Origin of the sequence: Pantoea sp. 22096 (genome assembly GCF_052045955.1) — a bacterium.
GTDB lineage: Bacteria > Pseudomonadota > Gammaproteobacteria > Enterobacterales > Enterobacteriaceae > Pantoea > Pantoea alfalfae.
Genome location: NZ_JBQEPW010000001.1, coordinates 218,017 through 232,759, shown reverse-complemented (window position 1 = coordinate 232,759; position 14,743 = coordinate 218,017). Strand labels below are relative to the sequence as shown.

At 37.8% G+C, this 14,743-nt stretch carries 13 protein-coding genes; 7 read left to right on the top strand and 6 right to left on the bottom strand.

Going from position 1 to position 14,743, the window contains the following annotated elements:
- Positions 1-84 precede the first annotated feature (84 nt).
- Complete coding sequence (locus ACTJKZ_RS01105; RefSeq protein ID WP_430692859.1) at positions 85-903, top strand: hypothetical protein; 819 nt, start codon at positions 85-87, stop codon at positions 901-903.
- Here the strand turns inward: ACTJKZ_RS01105 and ACTJKZ_RS01100 are convergent.
- A complete protein-coding gene (locus ACTJKZ_RS01100; RefSeq protein ID WP_430692860.1) occupies positions 884-1,060 on the bottom strand; it encodes a hypothetical protein in 177 nt (58 codons plus the stop codon). The two genes, ACTJKZ_RS01105 and ACTJKZ_RS01100, sit on opposite strands and share 20 nt — an antisense overlap.
- A gap of 261 nt (positions 1,061-1,321) precedes the next feature.
- Here ACTJKZ_RS01100 and ACTJKZ_RS01095 point away from each other — a divergent pair, with 261 nt between their 5' ends.
- The 6 genes from ACTJKZ_RS01095 (at position 1,322) to ACTJKZ_RS01070 (ending at position 8,302) form a co-directional block, all read left to right on the top strand.
- Complete coding sequence (locus ACTJKZ_RS01095) at positions 1,322-2,689, top strand: GrpB family protein (RefSeq protein ID WP_143991434.1); 1,368 nt, start codon at positions 1,322-1,324, stop codon at positions 2,687-2,689.
- A gap of 132 nt (positions 2,690-2,821) precedes the next feature.
- On the top strand, positions 2,822-3,247 hold the full coding sequence (locus ACTJKZ_RS01090; protein WP_255473724.1) for a hypothetical protein: 426 nt from the start codon (positions 2,822-2,824) through the stop codon (positions 3,245-3,247).
- Positions 3,216-4,457 (top strand): relaxase/mobilization nuclease domain-containing protein, encoded by a 1,242-nt coding sequence (locus ACTJKZ_RS01085; RefSeq protein WP_255473725.1) that lies wholly within the window; start codon positions 3,216-3,218, stop codon positions 4,455-4,457. The genes ACTJKZ_RS01090 and ACTJKZ_RS01085 overlap by 32 nt, the downstream gene beginning before the upstream one ends.
- Positions 4,458-4,679: 222 nt before the next feature.
- Positions 4,680-5,321 (top strand): DUF4755 domain-containing protein, encoded by a 642-nt coding sequence (locus tag ACTJKZ_RS01080; protein ID WP_440829102.1) that lies wholly within the window; start codon positions 4,680-4,682, stop codon positions 5,319-5,321.
- Between the two features lie 28 nt (positions 5,322-5,349).
- Entirely contained in the window at positions 5,350-5,682 is a 333-nt protein-coding gene (locus ACTJKZ_RS01075) for a hypothetical protein (protein WP_083069121.1), read from the top strand.
- An 877-nt stretch (positions 5,683-6,559) separates the two neighbouring features.
- Entirely contained in the window at positions 6,560-8,302 is a 1,743-nt protein-coding gene (locus ACTJKZ_RS01070; RefSeq protein WP_440829101.1) for an AIPR family protein, read from the top strand.
- Positions 8,303-8,674: 372 nt separating this feature from the next.
- Here ACTJKZ_RS01070 and ACTJKZ_RS01065 read toward each other — a convergent pair whose 3' ends face one another.
- The 5 genes from ACTJKZ_RS01065 to ACTJKZ_RS01045 form a co-directional block, all read right to left on the bottom strand.
- The gene (locus tag ACTJKZ_RS01065; RefSeq protein WP_083069125.1) at positions 8,675-9,094 is read right to left on the bottom strand and encodes a hypothetical protein; all 420 of its coding nucleotides are present in this window, start codon (positions 9,092-9,094) and stop codon (positions 8,675-8,677) included.
- Between the two features lie 95 nt (positions 9,095-9,189).
- On the bottom strand, positions 9,190-9,609 hold the full coding sequence (locus ACTJKZ_RS01060) for a hypothetical protein (protein WP_083069128.1): 420 nt from the start codon (positions 9,607-9,609) through the stop codon (positions 9,190-9,192).
- A gap of 12 nt (positions 9,610-9,621) precedes the next feature.
- The gene (locus ACTJKZ_RS01055) at positions 9,622-11,451 is read right to left on the bottom strand and encodes a hypothetical protein (protein WP_083069130.1); all 1,830 of its coding nucleotides are present in this window, start codon (positions 11,449-11,451) and stop codon (positions 9,622-9,624) included.
- Positions 11,444-12,964: a site-specific integrase gene (locus tag ACTJKZ_RS01050; protein WP_062758647.1), complete on the bottom strand. Its 1,521-nt coding sequence runs from the start codon at positions 12,962-12,964 to the stop codon at positions 11,444-11,446. The genes ACTJKZ_RS01055 and ACTJKZ_RS01050 overlap by 8 nt, the downstream gene beginning before the upstream one ends.
- Positions 12,957-14,174: a tyrosine-type recombinase/integrase gene (locus tag ACTJKZ_RS01045; RefSeq protein WP_440829100.1), complete on the bottom strand. Its 1,218-nt coding sequence runs from the start codon at positions 14,172-14,174 to the stop codon at positions 12,957-12,959. Before ACTJKZ_RS01045 ends, ACTJKZ_RS01050 begins: the two co-directional genes overlap by 8 nt.
- Between the last annotated feature and the right edge of the window lie 569 nt (positions 14,175-14,743).

The following is a 14,743-nucleotide window of genomic DNA, read 5'->3' as shown; positions in this document are numbered from 1 at the left end:
TATAAGATAAATCTGCATAAAAATCATCATAAAAATTTATGTCTCATGTCAAATCTATGAAGTTACCTAAACTCAGGAAACTGTATGTGTCAAAATAAAAGCGCCAAGCCTAATAAAGTAAAAAAAAATAGTTTGGGAATTTTTACGAAGTTTGACCCTATATTCCTTCTTTTTATAGTTGTAGCTGCATGGATTTTCAGTCAAATAATTTTAAAAGATCCCCGCCTGATATCATTATTTGACAAAATTGGGAACATACCCGATCTTTTAACTCTTTTCCCACTCTTTTCAAGTAGCTTACTTATTGCTACTTGGTTTCTCTACAGAGGGAAATCTGTTAAATCACTGAATGATATAATTCTGTTTTTTTCGGTGAGTTATGCATTATATCTTTTCCTGTTCGACAATAAAGAATTTGAAAAACTGAACAATTTAAAAGATGTAGTTAGTAATTTATTTCTTTTCTCAGCTAAAATCGCAATACTTAATTGCTCCATTGCAAAAACAATAATAACACTATTCGAATTCATTATAGAACGCAATAAAGAAAATGTAGATAGGAGAGTTCTTTTGGAAGAAAAACAAAAAACTGATGACAATAAAGCATCGTCCACTACGAATAAAAATGGTAAAGAGGAAAAACTCGAATTCAATTACAAGTTTGAAAAATCACAAGGAAACAAAATTGAGTATGAAGAAGTCTCCATATTGAAATATGAAAGTATTCTGGAAAAAGATAGTAACTTAAGCGTTGCAACACCAAATACAACCAATCCCAATCCACCCGCCGAATTAAAAGCAACATCATCTAAAAAGAAATTAGTTGTTTCGCTAATATTAATATCATTGACATTTTTCGCTCTTCCTTTTCTATATAGTCTTTTTATTCATTTTCATCACTAGCCATTATATCGCCATAAATAATGGCTATGGCCATAGCAAAGGATAATAAATCCACAGCCACAAGTGCTCCCTTTATATCTGGGTGTAATAAAAGAACATAAACATTAAGCATACTTACTAAAATTAAAAATACAAATGCCCTAAGAAATAATTTCATGGCTTCCCCCTTAGAATAGTTATTATTTATATTGATAACAGTTTTATGCACGATGTCAATACACTATACTTTAAGCAAGGGCTAACTCTGCGAAGCTCCGCTTCATAGAGTTGCCTTGCTTTTCTTCCTTTTAGTCAGAAAAGAGATGCTCAGAACTTCTTTGATAAAATTTTGATGGCCATATCGCCTAAAAAAGATAGATAAAATTCATAAAAACCAATAGAGTTGGATGAGTTTTTAAAAGAGGAAAATGGACTCTCTATGCACATATCTAATAAAAAGAAAATCACTCTAACTCCCTGGAGTTCTAAATGGAGGAACATCTTTAAGAATGAATCTGATAATCTTAGAACCAATATATCTTGTTCAAGTTATAATATTCACATCGAGCATGTTGGTTCAACGTCAATAGAACATATTATAGCCAAGCCTAACATAGATATTTTGCTGACCGTAGATAAATGGAGTCATATTGCCGACATACTTCAGCATCTTGACACGTTAGGTTATAAAATTATTGAGCAATGCGATAAAACTCCGAGATATTTTTTAACTAAATCGGTTCAGTGTGACAGCATTGAGGCAATTAATTTGCATATAACCATCCCTACTTCAAGGTGGGGGACTGATATGTCTCTTTTTCGTGACATTCTAAATGAAGATGAAAGTCTCAAAAAAAAATATAGCGAACTCAAATCAGAATTAATAAAGAAACATCATAATAATCTGGAGTCCTACACTTCCGGCAAGTCTGATTTCATATCAAGTATATTAAGAAAAGAATACTCTCTATATGATGCTACCAATCTTTTGTCACATCAAAGAGCAGAGCTAGACATGGCCGGGAAGTATCAGATTAAAATGATGCTAACACAATTTTTCTTAGCTATTTTATCTGCCTCCTCAGTTTACATTGATGATAATTTTTTTCTTCTTTTAGTTGCTTTTTTGGGTGTAATTACAACTATATTTTGGGTTAGGTTCGATCATTTACAACAACGCCATCGACAAGCTGGTGATCAAGCCCGGCGTGCTCTGTTAATAAAAAATGGCCTTAACGGAGCATTTTCAAATAAGCAAAATGTTTCTATCTATAAAAATTTCACAGCATCGATTGATGATAAAAATCTTTCTATTGATACATATTTTTCAACTAAAAAAACGCCAGGGTATCAACGCCTAACTGAAATGATAGAAGAGTCATCATATTGGACATGTGCGTTGCAAAAAACCAGCGCGAAAATAATGTTAGGGTTCTTAAGTTTATTATTATTGTTGTTTATTATCATTGGATGGGTTTCCTCAGCGACTCTTCAGTCCCCAACCATTTTTTCAATAGCGCGAACTTTAATTGCATTATTGATATTATTATTATCCTCTGATTATTTTGGTGTAATGCTTTCATACTTTAATGCAACTAAAACTATTACTGATATTTTTGAAAGAATCGAAGGTATTGATGGCCGAAATTATTTAGAGGCAGATGTTTTACTATTGATGTCGGATTATAATGCGGCTATAGAAAAAGCACCTAATGCCCTACCATATTTATATAAGATACATAACAAATCTCTCACTAAAGAATGGCGGAGATATATACATCATAAAAATAATAGAAAAACCCTATAAGCAATTCTAATTCACATAAAGCTCGAGGTAACTTCAGCTTTATGTGAAATGCATAATTAGATTTCTTGCCTTGACAATAAAACAAAGTAATCTATAAGTATATCAATTGAAGTCATATAAAAAGGAGTTTATATGGAAAAAAAATCGGTGCCTAATATTGTCACAAACCCAACACATCTAAAAGCACAATCCCCGTTCCCCTCAGAATTCCTCCGCACCTATTGTGTTAGTGTTAGACTGAACAATATAGAATTACAACACCTTAATACCAAACGTGGTCCTAGAAGCAAAGGCGAATGGCTTCGTATGGCATTGCTAAACCGACTACCTCCTATTGTTCCACCCATTAATATCGAAGCATGGAAAGTAATATCTGAGATATCACAAAGGCTAACCCGTATCGCTGCCCATATCGATAGCAAAAGCGAAAACAGCAAGCTCACACTTACAGAACTGTTCGCAGTTAAGCGGGAGTTGAAAGAGCTTCGCCAGAAAATAATCGATGCAGACATATGGAGCAAACCCGATGAAGGGTATGCAGAAAATCAAACGAGGTAAGAGCTTCACAGGGGTTATCCTATACGCATTGAAACCCGGAACACATCATAAAACTGATCCGGTTGTTATCGGCGGGAACATGTTGGGCGCTTCAGCTCCTGAGTTGATCGTTGAGTTCAGCGCTTCTACTTCACTTCGCCCTGACGTTGTCAAACCGGTGTGGCATAACTCGCTTCGCCTGTCACAGGGTGAGTCCCTCACAGCGAAGCAATGGGCTGCGTTTGCCGACGACTATATGAATCGCATGGGGTTCAGTGACACGCACCTACGCTGCTATGTCATGCATGACGATGAGGCCGGCCAGCACATTCATATCATTGCCAGTAGAGTAGACCTTATCGGAGGAAAGCTTTATCTGGGAAGGAATGAAAACCTGATCAGCACGAGAGTAATTCAGGAGCTTGAGCTAGCGCATGACCTGACAAGAACTAAAGGCCCCTCTCCTTCGCATAGCCCTTGCCCTGCCAGAAAGCGCAAGAAGCTATCACGTGGCGAGCAACAGAAGGAGAAGCGTGAAGGTCAGCCAACGGCCAAGACGTTCTTACAAAACACTATCGACGAGATCCTTACGAGTGCCAATGATATCTCGGGCTTCGTTGAAGCTATTGAGGAGAACGGCATTACGCCCATTCCCAACATATCCTCTACAGGACGCATGAATGGTTTCTCATTCGAATATGGAGGAATTGCTTTCAAAGCTTCCCAACTGGGGAAGACATACTCATGGGCTAACCTGCAAGAGAAGCTTCGCTACGAGCCTGAACGTGACAATCCTCTGCTCTTTGCTTTGAAAGCTTCAGCTATGGGAGGTAATGAGACGAGTGATTCAGATATAGAAGCTACTAAGGTAGCTATTACACCGTCATTACCAGCTGCTTTAGAATCCGAAGGTACACCTCCTCCTATGTATGAACATAGAGCCAGAGCGTCAGAGATACCCAAAGCGCAAACTCCCCTCAGCATTACACGTATGGCATGCGAGCAAACCAGCAGTGCTGACTACTACATGACAAGGGTATTGAAGTGGCTACTGAGCATTCCTTACCTGGCCGTTTTCACAGACATGCTGAAGAAGACAGGCAAAACACTTCTCCACAGAAAATCCTCATTTTCGACAATTCATGCAGTCCTCTCAGCTGAACCTGCGTTATCTGAACTACCAGGTAACAGCGAAATACTGGCTGAGCGCATAACAATGCCCTTTCGTTAACCTCCTGCCTCAACGCAATTTTCCAGCCTAAGTTCTTATTTGCACAAACAATTGATCGTTTTTACAGATCGATAAACCATATATGATAGTCATTGACTATCAAAAAAGGATCATCGATCGGTACAAGTGATTTGCTTAAGTTTTGAACTCGTTCAAAAATGCGTCGTAAAAGCAGTTATCAATCAGCTAGTTATGAATCACATAACGTCAAAGGTATATAAAATGGACACAGCGGCTTTGAATGGTCAGAAAGTACGTAAACCTTCTTTCTTTCGTTCTATCAGGTTATGGATTGTTGTACTGGTGATTGTCTGGATACTGACTGATTCAAACCCCAAGGACACTGCAGGTTTCCTGTTCATGTGGACATTACCTGCCTTCTTCTTACTCCTTACGGCATATGTGTCGTACACACACAAAAGAGCAAACGCCTCGACTATCGACCAGCTGAACGTCAATGACAACGGTCTATGGAGCCATGAGTTCCAGGACAGCAAAATGACCATTGATACGAATCGCGAGTTGCTGACCCTGGAAGCTGGTAAGCGCAAGAAAGCTTACAAGTTCAGTGACGTCAAAGGCTGGCGATATCACTTAGCCGTTGGAGGTGAAATCGTAGCTTTTGATTTAGTTGGTATGGCGGGAGCGAAGGGTCACAACAACCTTACCCGCCTTAAAAATTTCGAAAACTCAGGGTTCTTTATCCAGGTGAAAGATATTGAATGCCCGGAATGGCAGATCAAATTTCACCCCCGTAAAGGCCGGTTTCACCATGAACGCGGGATCCGTGATACGGAAATGCAATTAAAACAGTGGTGTGAAATTTTTGATCAGACACTCAACAAAACCACAGCAACACAATAATTATCAATATCAAATAAGGGATTAAGAAATGAATAAAATTTCAACAGTTGTAGTCCTGTCTTTGTCAGTTTTGCTCACTGGTTGCGACAGCGAACCCTCCTCTTCCGAAATCCAGAAAGCTATGCAGGAAAACATTGAGCACACAAACCAGCAAGCCAGACAGCGGTTCGGTGAGAACAGCAAAGACATGCTCACGACTCTGAACAAAGCGGAGAAGGTTTCCTGCAAAGAGTCAGAGGCCAAAGGTACATACCTTTGCAAAGTGAATACTGATATAACACTACCATTCATGGGCGAAAAGCAAACCGTAGCTGAATTCAAATTTACGAAGAGTGATGGAAACTGGAACGTATCACCATAATTTAACCCAATAAATTCTTATTGAGGCTACATAATTTGAGTTAGGTAGCCCTTCATATTTTTTTATAAAAGACCGAACATTAGCATTACTCTCCTTTCCCCACCTCGAAATCTTATTATAATCAATTATATAGCTATAAAAATTTCACAGGATTGCAATTCCGCCATAAAACCAATACCTTTTGCCTTAAACATTAAATTTATTTATAATACACAAGAAATTTTATAGGGGATCTCTAGGTAGAAACTATCGAATTTTAATTGAATAACTGAGTTTTTCATTGGAAAAAAAGCATGCAATGTAATCTCTCATCAGCGCACTGCGAAATCCAACAACCTGTCAGGCTCGGGTTCCAAACGTGCACGCTTTTCAGAGACAGCAGCTCAGAAGCTACCCGCCACTGTATGCTGAAACACTTTGGTTTTATCACTTTACTTGCCGCAGTGGGAGATAACATCTTTGGCACTATCGGGGGCGATGGAGATAGATACCTATCAGAGTTAGAGAGCAACCTCAAAGCATAAAGGTGAGCTAACAGAACCATTTTCGTACTCAAGTAATCCTGCTTAGTCAGTAATTTTTCGTATAATGTGACCATCTGTTCAATAAGCTTCAAGGACTTGTGAATAAGCCATTACTAAGATCGTTTATCATATACGCAATAAATTTTAAAAATACGAAGAGCACTGAATTTTCTAGATGAATATTTGTACATAAGTGGTTGATCGAAGGACTAGAAGGAGTACTAGGCTTTTCAAGTTATGAAGGTAATGTAGTGAAGCAAGAAAAATTTTTATAACGGGTGGTTGCGTAATCTTTAAAATGAACAAGAATCAATAATCTTATTATTATTGAGTAATGATTAAAAGGAAAAGAAATGGATAGAATAACAAACTCGCTTCTTGATACATTTACAGAACAGAATGAGTTAAATCGTCTTGAAAAAAGCGTTAGATTTGAACATTTTTCAAACTTTTCAATAGTTTCAAAATTAATAAGAAGCACATTTGATTTAGAAGATATTCACACCGGTTCTGGCAATGACTGTGCAATTGATGGTATTGTTATATCGATCAATGGAAAAATTATCGACTCCGTTGAAAGCTTTGATGATTTTATACCAAACTGCTCTTATATTGATGTCGACATAATATTCATACAATCAAAAACCACTTCATCTTTTGACGGTTCTCAGATACTGAATTTCTGTCATGGTGTTAAAGACTTTCTTGCTGACAATTCATCTCTCCCTCAAAACCAGAAAGTTAAGGATATAAAAAAACTTTGGAATAAAATCCTTTCTCATTCTGACATGATGCATTCTCGCTTGCCAATAATTCGACTTTATTATGTTTGTACTGGCGTATGGGTTGACGATACACATTTAGTATCATTAATTGAAAGCTCAAAACGAGAAATTCAGGAGTTAGCTATTTCCGAGAAGGTTGTTTTCAATCCTTATGGTGCTATCGATATACAGAAATTGTATCTCGATACAAAAAACAAACTTTCAATAACTATCAACCTACCTAATAGAATAACTCTACCCGATATAACTGGAATTAAAGAATCGTTTTTTGGTGTAGTGCCATTTTCAGAATACATTAAATTAATACAAGATGAAAATGGAACGATTTATAATATATTTTATGATAATGTGAGAGATTTTCAAGGTGACAATCCTGTAAACACAAAAATCAAGACAACTCTAGAGGATGGAAAGTTTGATTTATTTAGCGTTCTTAATAATGGTGTAACTGTCGTTACAAGCTCTTTAATTTCAGCAGGTAATAGATTTACGCTACACGATTATCAAATAGTAAATGGTTGCCAAACCAGTAATGTTTTACATAGTTGCCAAAACTTAGCTGGAATTGAGAACGTATATGTCCCAATAAAAATCATAGTTACAAATGATGATGATATAAAGACAGATATCACTTTAGCCACGAACAGCCAAACTGAAGTAAAGCCTGAGCAACTAGAAGCTTTAAGTATTTTCCAGAAACAGCTGGAGTTGTATTATAACACTGAAAAATCCGTTCCATTATATTATGAACGGCGTTCTCAACAGTATAACTCTCTGACAATCAAGAAAACACAGATAGTTTCAATTGCCACGCAGGTTAAATGCTATGCATCTATGTTTCTAGACTCTCCCCACTTAGTTAGTGGTTATTATGGAACTATCTTCAACCGTTTCAAAAGCCAAATATTCAGTTTAAGCCATAAATTACCACCATATTACGTTTGCTCATTAACATTATTTAGAATAGACCAGCTTTTTAGAAGTGAGAATCTTAAAAAAGATCACAAAAAATATAAGTATCTTGCGCTTATGGTTATAAAAATAATAGTCATGGGTAAAAACAAACTGCCATCCAATAGTAATGAGCTCGAGAGAAAGTGCGAAAGCTTAAAAAAAATACTTGTCAACGACACTCATAGCTTTATACTTATAAGCCTTGCAATTAATATTATTATGACATCTGGAATTGATATATCTCGTGATAGATATAAAACAGAAACAGAAACAGAAATGGTTAAAGCAAAAGCAGAAGATTACATATCTACAAACGGACTGGTAACAAAAGAAATATTAAGCTCATTCATGAGTTAATCACTGAGCGAGTTTAGCAAAATAATGTGAAGCTAAATTCGCTTTTAACCAACTTACTGTAAATAACTTGCCATTTTTTTGGCATACTAATATAATATTGAAATTACCGCTATAATTGAAAGTTATCCTTTTTACTGCTCGTTACAGAATGTCATTCTCATAGTTTCTTATTTGTGATGTATAGATTTTTCAGCTTATTATTTATTGGATGCTAATATGGCAATGAAAACTCCATGTAATATTGCTAATAAAAATGGGATTAATAATTTTCCTTATTTAATCTAAAATTAATTTTAATGTTGTTAATCATGGATCGGACATCCACCCTCACTAAAAATATTAAAAGTGTAATGTGCAAATGTAGGGTATTTTTTAAATTCTCCTTTTCTTTCTCTTTCTTCTGGCCGCAACAACCTGATTCAGGAGTACAGCTTTCTCATACTTTACCCTTTCCTCACGATAAACGGCCTCAGCCTCTTCTTCATTATCAATGGCATAATGAATCATAAAGCGAAAGAAAAACGTGATCTCATGTTCATAGCCGAGCTGCTGAATGATTCTTGATGAGCTTGATTTTAGAGCGTTTGAAAGCATAGATATGATCGTAAAACGATCTGCAAGATCTGTTTTAGATTGTGGAAGGTAGTACTTAATGTAGTAGCCGACACAGAATAGCCACATATAGCGAATTATCTTGTCCTGTGAAAAACCTGATTTTTTTAATCTCTCAATGAACATTTGTAAAAGCAAAAGTAACTTTTCTTCCCTTGAAAGAGCGTCTGTATGTTTCATAGATTGCGTCCTTGCAAAATTGATCAACCACTCCTTGGTTGTATATACAAGATAACATATAATTTAAATTGCGCAACATCTGCGCAATCAAATATTTAATCAGCATTCGTTTCCCTGTCTATCTTGGGCAACCCATTATTAAGTTGTTCAAAACTGATTCCGTGATTTATAGCATTAAACTGCCATACAACAAACCTCTCTTCCAGACTCCTGAGCTCTTCTGCCAGTACTTTATTTTTGAATTCGAGATTACTGATACGCTGTGAGGCCATTTTTAAATTAGCTGGCCGTTTTTCTTCATCGTTTCCAGACTTAATATTTTCCTTCTTAATATTGAAAGCCATGACAATATCTTTGTGAAGCCCCAGTGACTGACGGGTTGGTCGCTTACCAATCAGAGGTTCAAGCCTGTCACAAAGATATTCCCATGAAAGCTTACCTGATTTCTCACTGTCCCAACCTGCTATTGTGTTTTTAATTATGCTGATATCTTTATTATCTAGATGTTTAGCCATATGACTCTCCTTTTAATTATGATTAATCCTTTCATTTCCAATCAGTTCATTTCTGCTCGCGCCTGTGAGATTTTTCATATGTGTAAAATCATCACCCTCCAGTCTTACCAGCGCCCCGTCCTCAAGATTTTTGCTTTTGAGTAACGCTATCAAATCCAGAAGTCTTGCTTGAGTTTTTTCGTGATAGGCCGCCCACTTGTCAGCCCCGTATTCCTCTTCCATATCAACCTTTGCCTTTTCAAGAAGCTGCTCTGTGTAGGCCGCAGTAGCTTCCAGCCTGCCTAGCGAGGCTTTGTCCCCTTTCACGCACACATGATTGCTGCAATTGATACAGTCCCTGAACTTCGTACACGGAGAGATTACGTAGTCATGAGTGCAGTAGCCGAACTCTGTCACGTGAATGGCTGCGTGGCCTGTATCTTTGACATCAATACGCCATGAAGGGTTTGCTATAGCTCTTGGGGTGGTGTTTTCTGGTTTAATGCCGATATTCTGTACACCATGCTTAACTGATTCCCGAACCTTCTCTTCCTGGCTGACGTGGTTATAGGTTCTGTTTTGTGTTTCCCTCACTCGTCCTGACCACTTAGCTAGTTCAAAATCTCCAAGCCCACCACGTTGTGCAATCGTATTGAGTAAGTGTCTTGCCTGGTGACTTCTGAGGGAAAGGCTATTCCCATTTGCCCCTATGTATCCGTGCCTGTCAAAAATTGTTTTAATAGAGTGAGTCCGGCGATACTCAGTGCTTCCCAGATTGGCGCTAACCAGAGTGGCAGTGGGTCTGAAAAGACTTCTTTGCGTTGTTAAACCTGCACTGAGCTGATACCGGAACAGAAGACATAGTGCATTGCTGTATCGAATGTTCTTTTCTTTATCGTACCAGGGAAAATCAGGGTAAAGCTCACGGCCCTTACCGGAAATCTCAATCTCTCTGGCATATGTGCGGGCGTTTTCTGAAAGAGTACTCAGCCTCCTGATAGCTATCTCAGCAACCGGAACCATGACTTCAGGTATCCATTTCACATTTCCACCAAACCCCTTCACGGAATAGAAGCTCAGCCCGTACCTCAGCTTTCCTTCCCTGTCCGCCTCACGGATTTCACAATCAGCAGGGAGCGTCAGGATTTCGGTTACTCTGGAAGGTGCGCACATGAGCAATGCAAAGACGGAGCTTATGAACAAGTCCATTTCTGAAAGCTGATCGTCAGGAAGTGCGAAAATTTCAGCGATAGCATTCAACGACTCTTCGTCAGGTAACTTTGCCTCACGGGCCTCTTGTGCAGTTTTAGTGAGCCTGTTGCTTGCTTCCTGCGCTCTGAGTGGGCTCTTCCAGAGCAGTGACTGCATGATCAGGAATTCTTTTTCTCTGAGAAATGAAACCAGTCCTTCCAGTACTTTACCGCAGGCATGCGCTACTGCTTTGTTGTATGCGCTTCTTAAGGTGACAACGCACTGTTCCAGAACAGTGAGATTAACGTACTGAATATGACTCCGCCCATTGACCTGCAAGAGGGCTGCCTCAAGTGTTCTGAAAACGATATTCAGACGCTGATTGATTTTCTTGCCTCCATTCATGTAGTGGTAAAGGATATAGCTTTTAGCGAACTCAATAAAATTCTTGTCTAATGGCTCATTTACAATAACAGAGCTTTTTTTGACGCCTTTGACAGGGGTTTTAGTGAAAAGGAAAACTTTTGACCAGTTAACCTCCTCCCAGCTCACAAGGTCGTTTTTATTGAGAGTGAACCGACAGTAGCTCACAAAATCATCTATTTTCTGCGCGCAATATTTTTCCCTGCGCGTTTCGAGCACTTTTAACTTATCATTTTTAATATTATCCATTTAACACCTCCGGGTTTGATTTGATTTCTTTGCACTTATTTATCACCTCTGATACTGCAATAATTGTTCTGTCCAGTATCTGTGTAGTCACAGGATCAGACACTATGCACTGAATCCTGTTACGCTCATCGAGTAAATATTCGAGTAATTTTTCATGCGGCCCTTCAACAAAAGGTCTGAAATGCATGCAGGTGTAACAGGGGATGGGCACACATGCTGTGCAGGATTTGCAACTGGCGCATTGCCCTGACTTTTCACCAGTATTGATTCTGATATTGCCGCCGGGATATTTATCCTCACTTTTGTTAATCAGCACTCCCTGAAACATCTTTGCATAGTAGCTAAGCTCAACTGAAACGGCATCTTCGATTTTATTTAAACTATCTGGACCTGACTGAACATAAACGCCTGTATACATTAAAGTGGAATGATCAAGTAATTCGCCTATGACGACTTCTCCATAACCTTCTCTGGCAAGCCGGGTTCCTAAGGTATAGCGAAACCGCCTGGCATTCATATTTATTACTTCACCCGTCCTTTCCGAGATCACGTTCTCTGTTGTAGCTATTTTTTTGAGCGTTTGAGTGCACTTTATCGCATAGGCATGAAGTCTGTCTGAAGAAAGAATCTCATGTAAATTCTCACACTCAACAACCCCCTCAAGCCTTTCCTGACAGACAAACAATGGTAATTCTAATATCTCCTTCTCAGAGAGTTTTCTACCGATCTGCTTGCTAAAACTCTCAGAAACAATACGTGCCTGCTCTTTAAATATGTTGAATAATTCATCTGTAATTCTGAATCGCCTGAATGAGGCTCTATACTTCTCACCTTGCTTTATTCTGGGGATATTTATATAGCATTCGTTTATAGCTCTTTCTTTTATGATATCTTTCGTTTTTATCTGTGTGATTTGTAAACTTCTTCTGCCCGTGTGAATGGTGATTAAAGCCATTGCCAGATCAGAATAGGATATCGTCCCCTTCTGGTATGCGCGTGAGACAGCATCGTAAAAGTTATCAAACTCCATGTCTGTCAGAGGCCCCTGGTAAGGGTCTCGTCTTTTAACCACCTCCCCCTTTTTATTGTCTTTTATCGTCCAGTTATCAACGAGGTCTACACAATTTTTGGTAATCCCCTCAAAACCTAGTTCATACCATTTTTTGATTAGGATTCTGAGACAAATGAGATCCTGATTCGAGAACTTATCACTTGATTTTGTTGTTAGCATTACAGCTTCGTCAATTGAATCAAAGCTCATAAACGAAATGAATTTCATGAAAACCCTGTTAATTTGCTTAACAGAACCAGGGCTGATTTCTTCTGCGAAATATTTCAGTGTATTCACATAGCCGAACCTGAGGTTGCCTGACAACCTTTTAGTGACCTCACCCACATTCAGTTTTATATTTCTACTTAACTCCCAGAATTCATCATCCAATCCAAATGTGTAACTTTCATTTTTTGCATGAAAGATATCTCGATGCGCGTCCAGAAAATTTAATTTATTCATAAGACACCCCACTGCGCTTTTGGAAAATAACTTTCTGAACTGCCAGGGCTGCTTCCTCTGATTTTGAAACGATAAACCGTCTGTTGTAGGTCTGTGCTGTTCCAGAACCCGGCTCCCAACCCATATGGTTGGAACGCATTTTCTCTTGCATCTCTTCACTCACATACTCGGTACTTTCATCCATCAGTTTCGAAAATAAATAGTTCCAGGTATGTCTGAACTTATGTCCAGTCAACTGGCTTAAACCTGAGTCAATGCCTCTGAGTCTGTAAATGATCTTATGGTATGAAGGAACCGACAGAGGATCGCCACGTGTCTCTCCTTCTTTGTGAGTAATAAAAAGGTATCCGTGCTTTTTCTTTCTGATATTGGCTTTTCTTTCGCCTGTAATATATGAATGGAGAAGTCTGGTAAGTTCGTCAGACATGGGTAAATTTCTTTCAAGCGTTTTTACGAGGGGCTGATTGACTCTTGTGTCCTCAATACTGTCAGCCCTTCGTCTTACGAAAAGCATTTGCGCCGCAAAATCAATATCTTCAACTCTCAGGTTCAATAACTCTCCACACCTTATCCCTAATGAATGTAATATTATGACTATAAGCTGATTTCTATGGCGAACTTTTTTGTCGAATGGATTCAATTCACATTGAGGATCAATAACTGAAAGAAGGATTTCCAGGTCTTCTTCTTCGATTGTTTTATAGACGTTGCCTTCTGAATTCCTGTATTTTATCTTCGGCCTTCTGGCTTTTATTTTTTTCACGAAGTAGGAAATTTTCCTGTAGCCATCATCTATATTTTTGATAGTTAGCTGACACAACCATTCGAGATATTTTGCTATTGTCGTAAGCCGTATATACTTTGTCGCACTGCATACTCCAGGATGATGATCTTTGATATTAATCACTTTCGCAGTTCTCATCCTCTTCCCGACAAAATCCCGCAGAAGATCAATTTCGTTGTTATCCAGGAATCTGGCTGTTTGAATTCGCTCTTCAATGTCTATGTTACGTATAAAAAGAAAACGATAAAAAAGTGCGATACACCCTGCCTGAGTCTCAATCGTTTTTATCGATTCATTACTATTTCTCAGTTGCGTTGTAATAAATAAACATGGATAAAATACCGGGATACCTGTTTTCTTGTTTTTTATAATGCAATAGCGCTCACCATTTTTCATTTTAAACGTTTTAATACCAAATCTTTCCATAAACCCTCCTTTATTTCAGTTAAATTCTTTGCAAAAAAGGTATAGGTTAAATATTCAAAAACAATGACCTACAATAATTTTGCAAGAATATTTTATTAATATACCGCTTAATAACTGTCAATAAAGGATGGTACTAAATATTCTTTCCAAATGTTAATAAGGTATATATTAGGCTTTTTCTATTTACCTGATACCTTAAAAACACTCTGCGTAGCTTGATATAACTGACTTCGCATTATTACCGTAAAGAATTTTGCAAATTTTAGCTTATTTTGACGCTTAATTCTTTCCATTTTTTATCGACAACTTTCACAGCATTAACTTTAAATAACACAACTTTTTAAATAGTCAATAGTTGCTTTAGTTTTAAAATGCTTATATATAAATAAAAATCAAGGAGAACTTATGATCGATATTAAAAACAACATAGAAATTATGTGGGTTTACTTCCCTGAACACGTGTTGCCTATCTCAGAAGCGATCATTTAACTCAAAGAATTAAAAAGCAGCAGAAATTATTGGGTTAGAATATTGAAGCACTATCAGAAACCATAAAAAAGTAAGACAGA

Excerpts from the sequence above, each read along its gene's own strand:
- ACTJKZ_RS01105 (WP_430692859.1), top strand. The coding sequence starts at position 85 with ATGTGTCAAAATAAAAGCGCCAAGCCTAATAAAGTAAAAAAAAATAGT.
- ACTJKZ_RS01100 (WP_430692860.1), bottom strand. The coding sequence starts at position 1,060 with ATGAAATTATTTCTTAGGGCATTTGTATTTTTAATTTTAGTAAGTATG.
- ACTJKZ_RS01095 (WP_143991434.1), top strand. The coding sequence starts at position 1,322 with ATGCACATATCTAATAAAAAGAAAATCACTCTAACTCCCTGGAGTTCT.
- ACTJKZ_RS01090 (WP_255473724.1), top strand. The coding sequence starts at position 2,822 with ATGGAAAAAAAATCGGTGCCTAATATTGTCACAAACCCAACACATCTA.
- ACTJKZ_RS01085 (WP_255473725.1), top strand. The coding sequence starts at position 3,216 with ATGAAGGGTATGCAGAAAATCAAACGAGGTAAGAGCTTCACAGGGGTT.
- ACTJKZ_RS01080 (WP_440829102.1), top strand. The coding sequence starts at position 4,680 with ATGGACACAGCGGCTTTGAATGGTCAGAAAGTACGTAAACCTTCTTTC.
- ACTJKZ_RS01075 (WP_083069121.1), top strand. The coding sequence starts at position 5,350 with ATGAATAAAATTTCAACAGTTGTAGTCCTGTCTTTGTCAGTTTTGCTC.
- ACTJKZ_RS01070 (WP_440829101.1), top strand. The coding sequence starts at position 6,560 with ATGGATAGAATAACAAACTCGCTTCTTGATACATTTACAGAACAGAAT.
- ACTJKZ_RS01065 (WP_083069125.1), bottom strand. The coding sequence starts at position 9,094 with ATGAAACATACAGACGCTCTTTCAAGGGAAGAAAAGTTACTTTTGCTT.
- ACTJKZ_RS01060 (WP_083069128.1), bottom strand. The coding sequence starts at position 9,609 with ATGGCTAAACATCTAGATAATAAAGATATCAGCATAATTAAAAACACA.
- ACTJKZ_RS01055 (WP_083069130.1), bottom strand. The coding sequence starts at position 11,451 with ATGGATAATATTAAAAATGATAAGTTAAAAGTGCTCGAAACGCGCAGG.
- ACTJKZ_RS01050 (WP_062758647.1), bottom strand. The coding sequence starts at position 12,964 with ATGAATAAATTAAATTTTCTGGACGCGCATCGAGATATCTTTCATGCA.
- ACTJKZ_RS01045 (WP_440829100.1), bottom strand. The coding sequence starts at position 14,174 with ATGGAAAGATTTGGTATTAAAACGTTTAAAATGAAAAATGGTGAGCGC.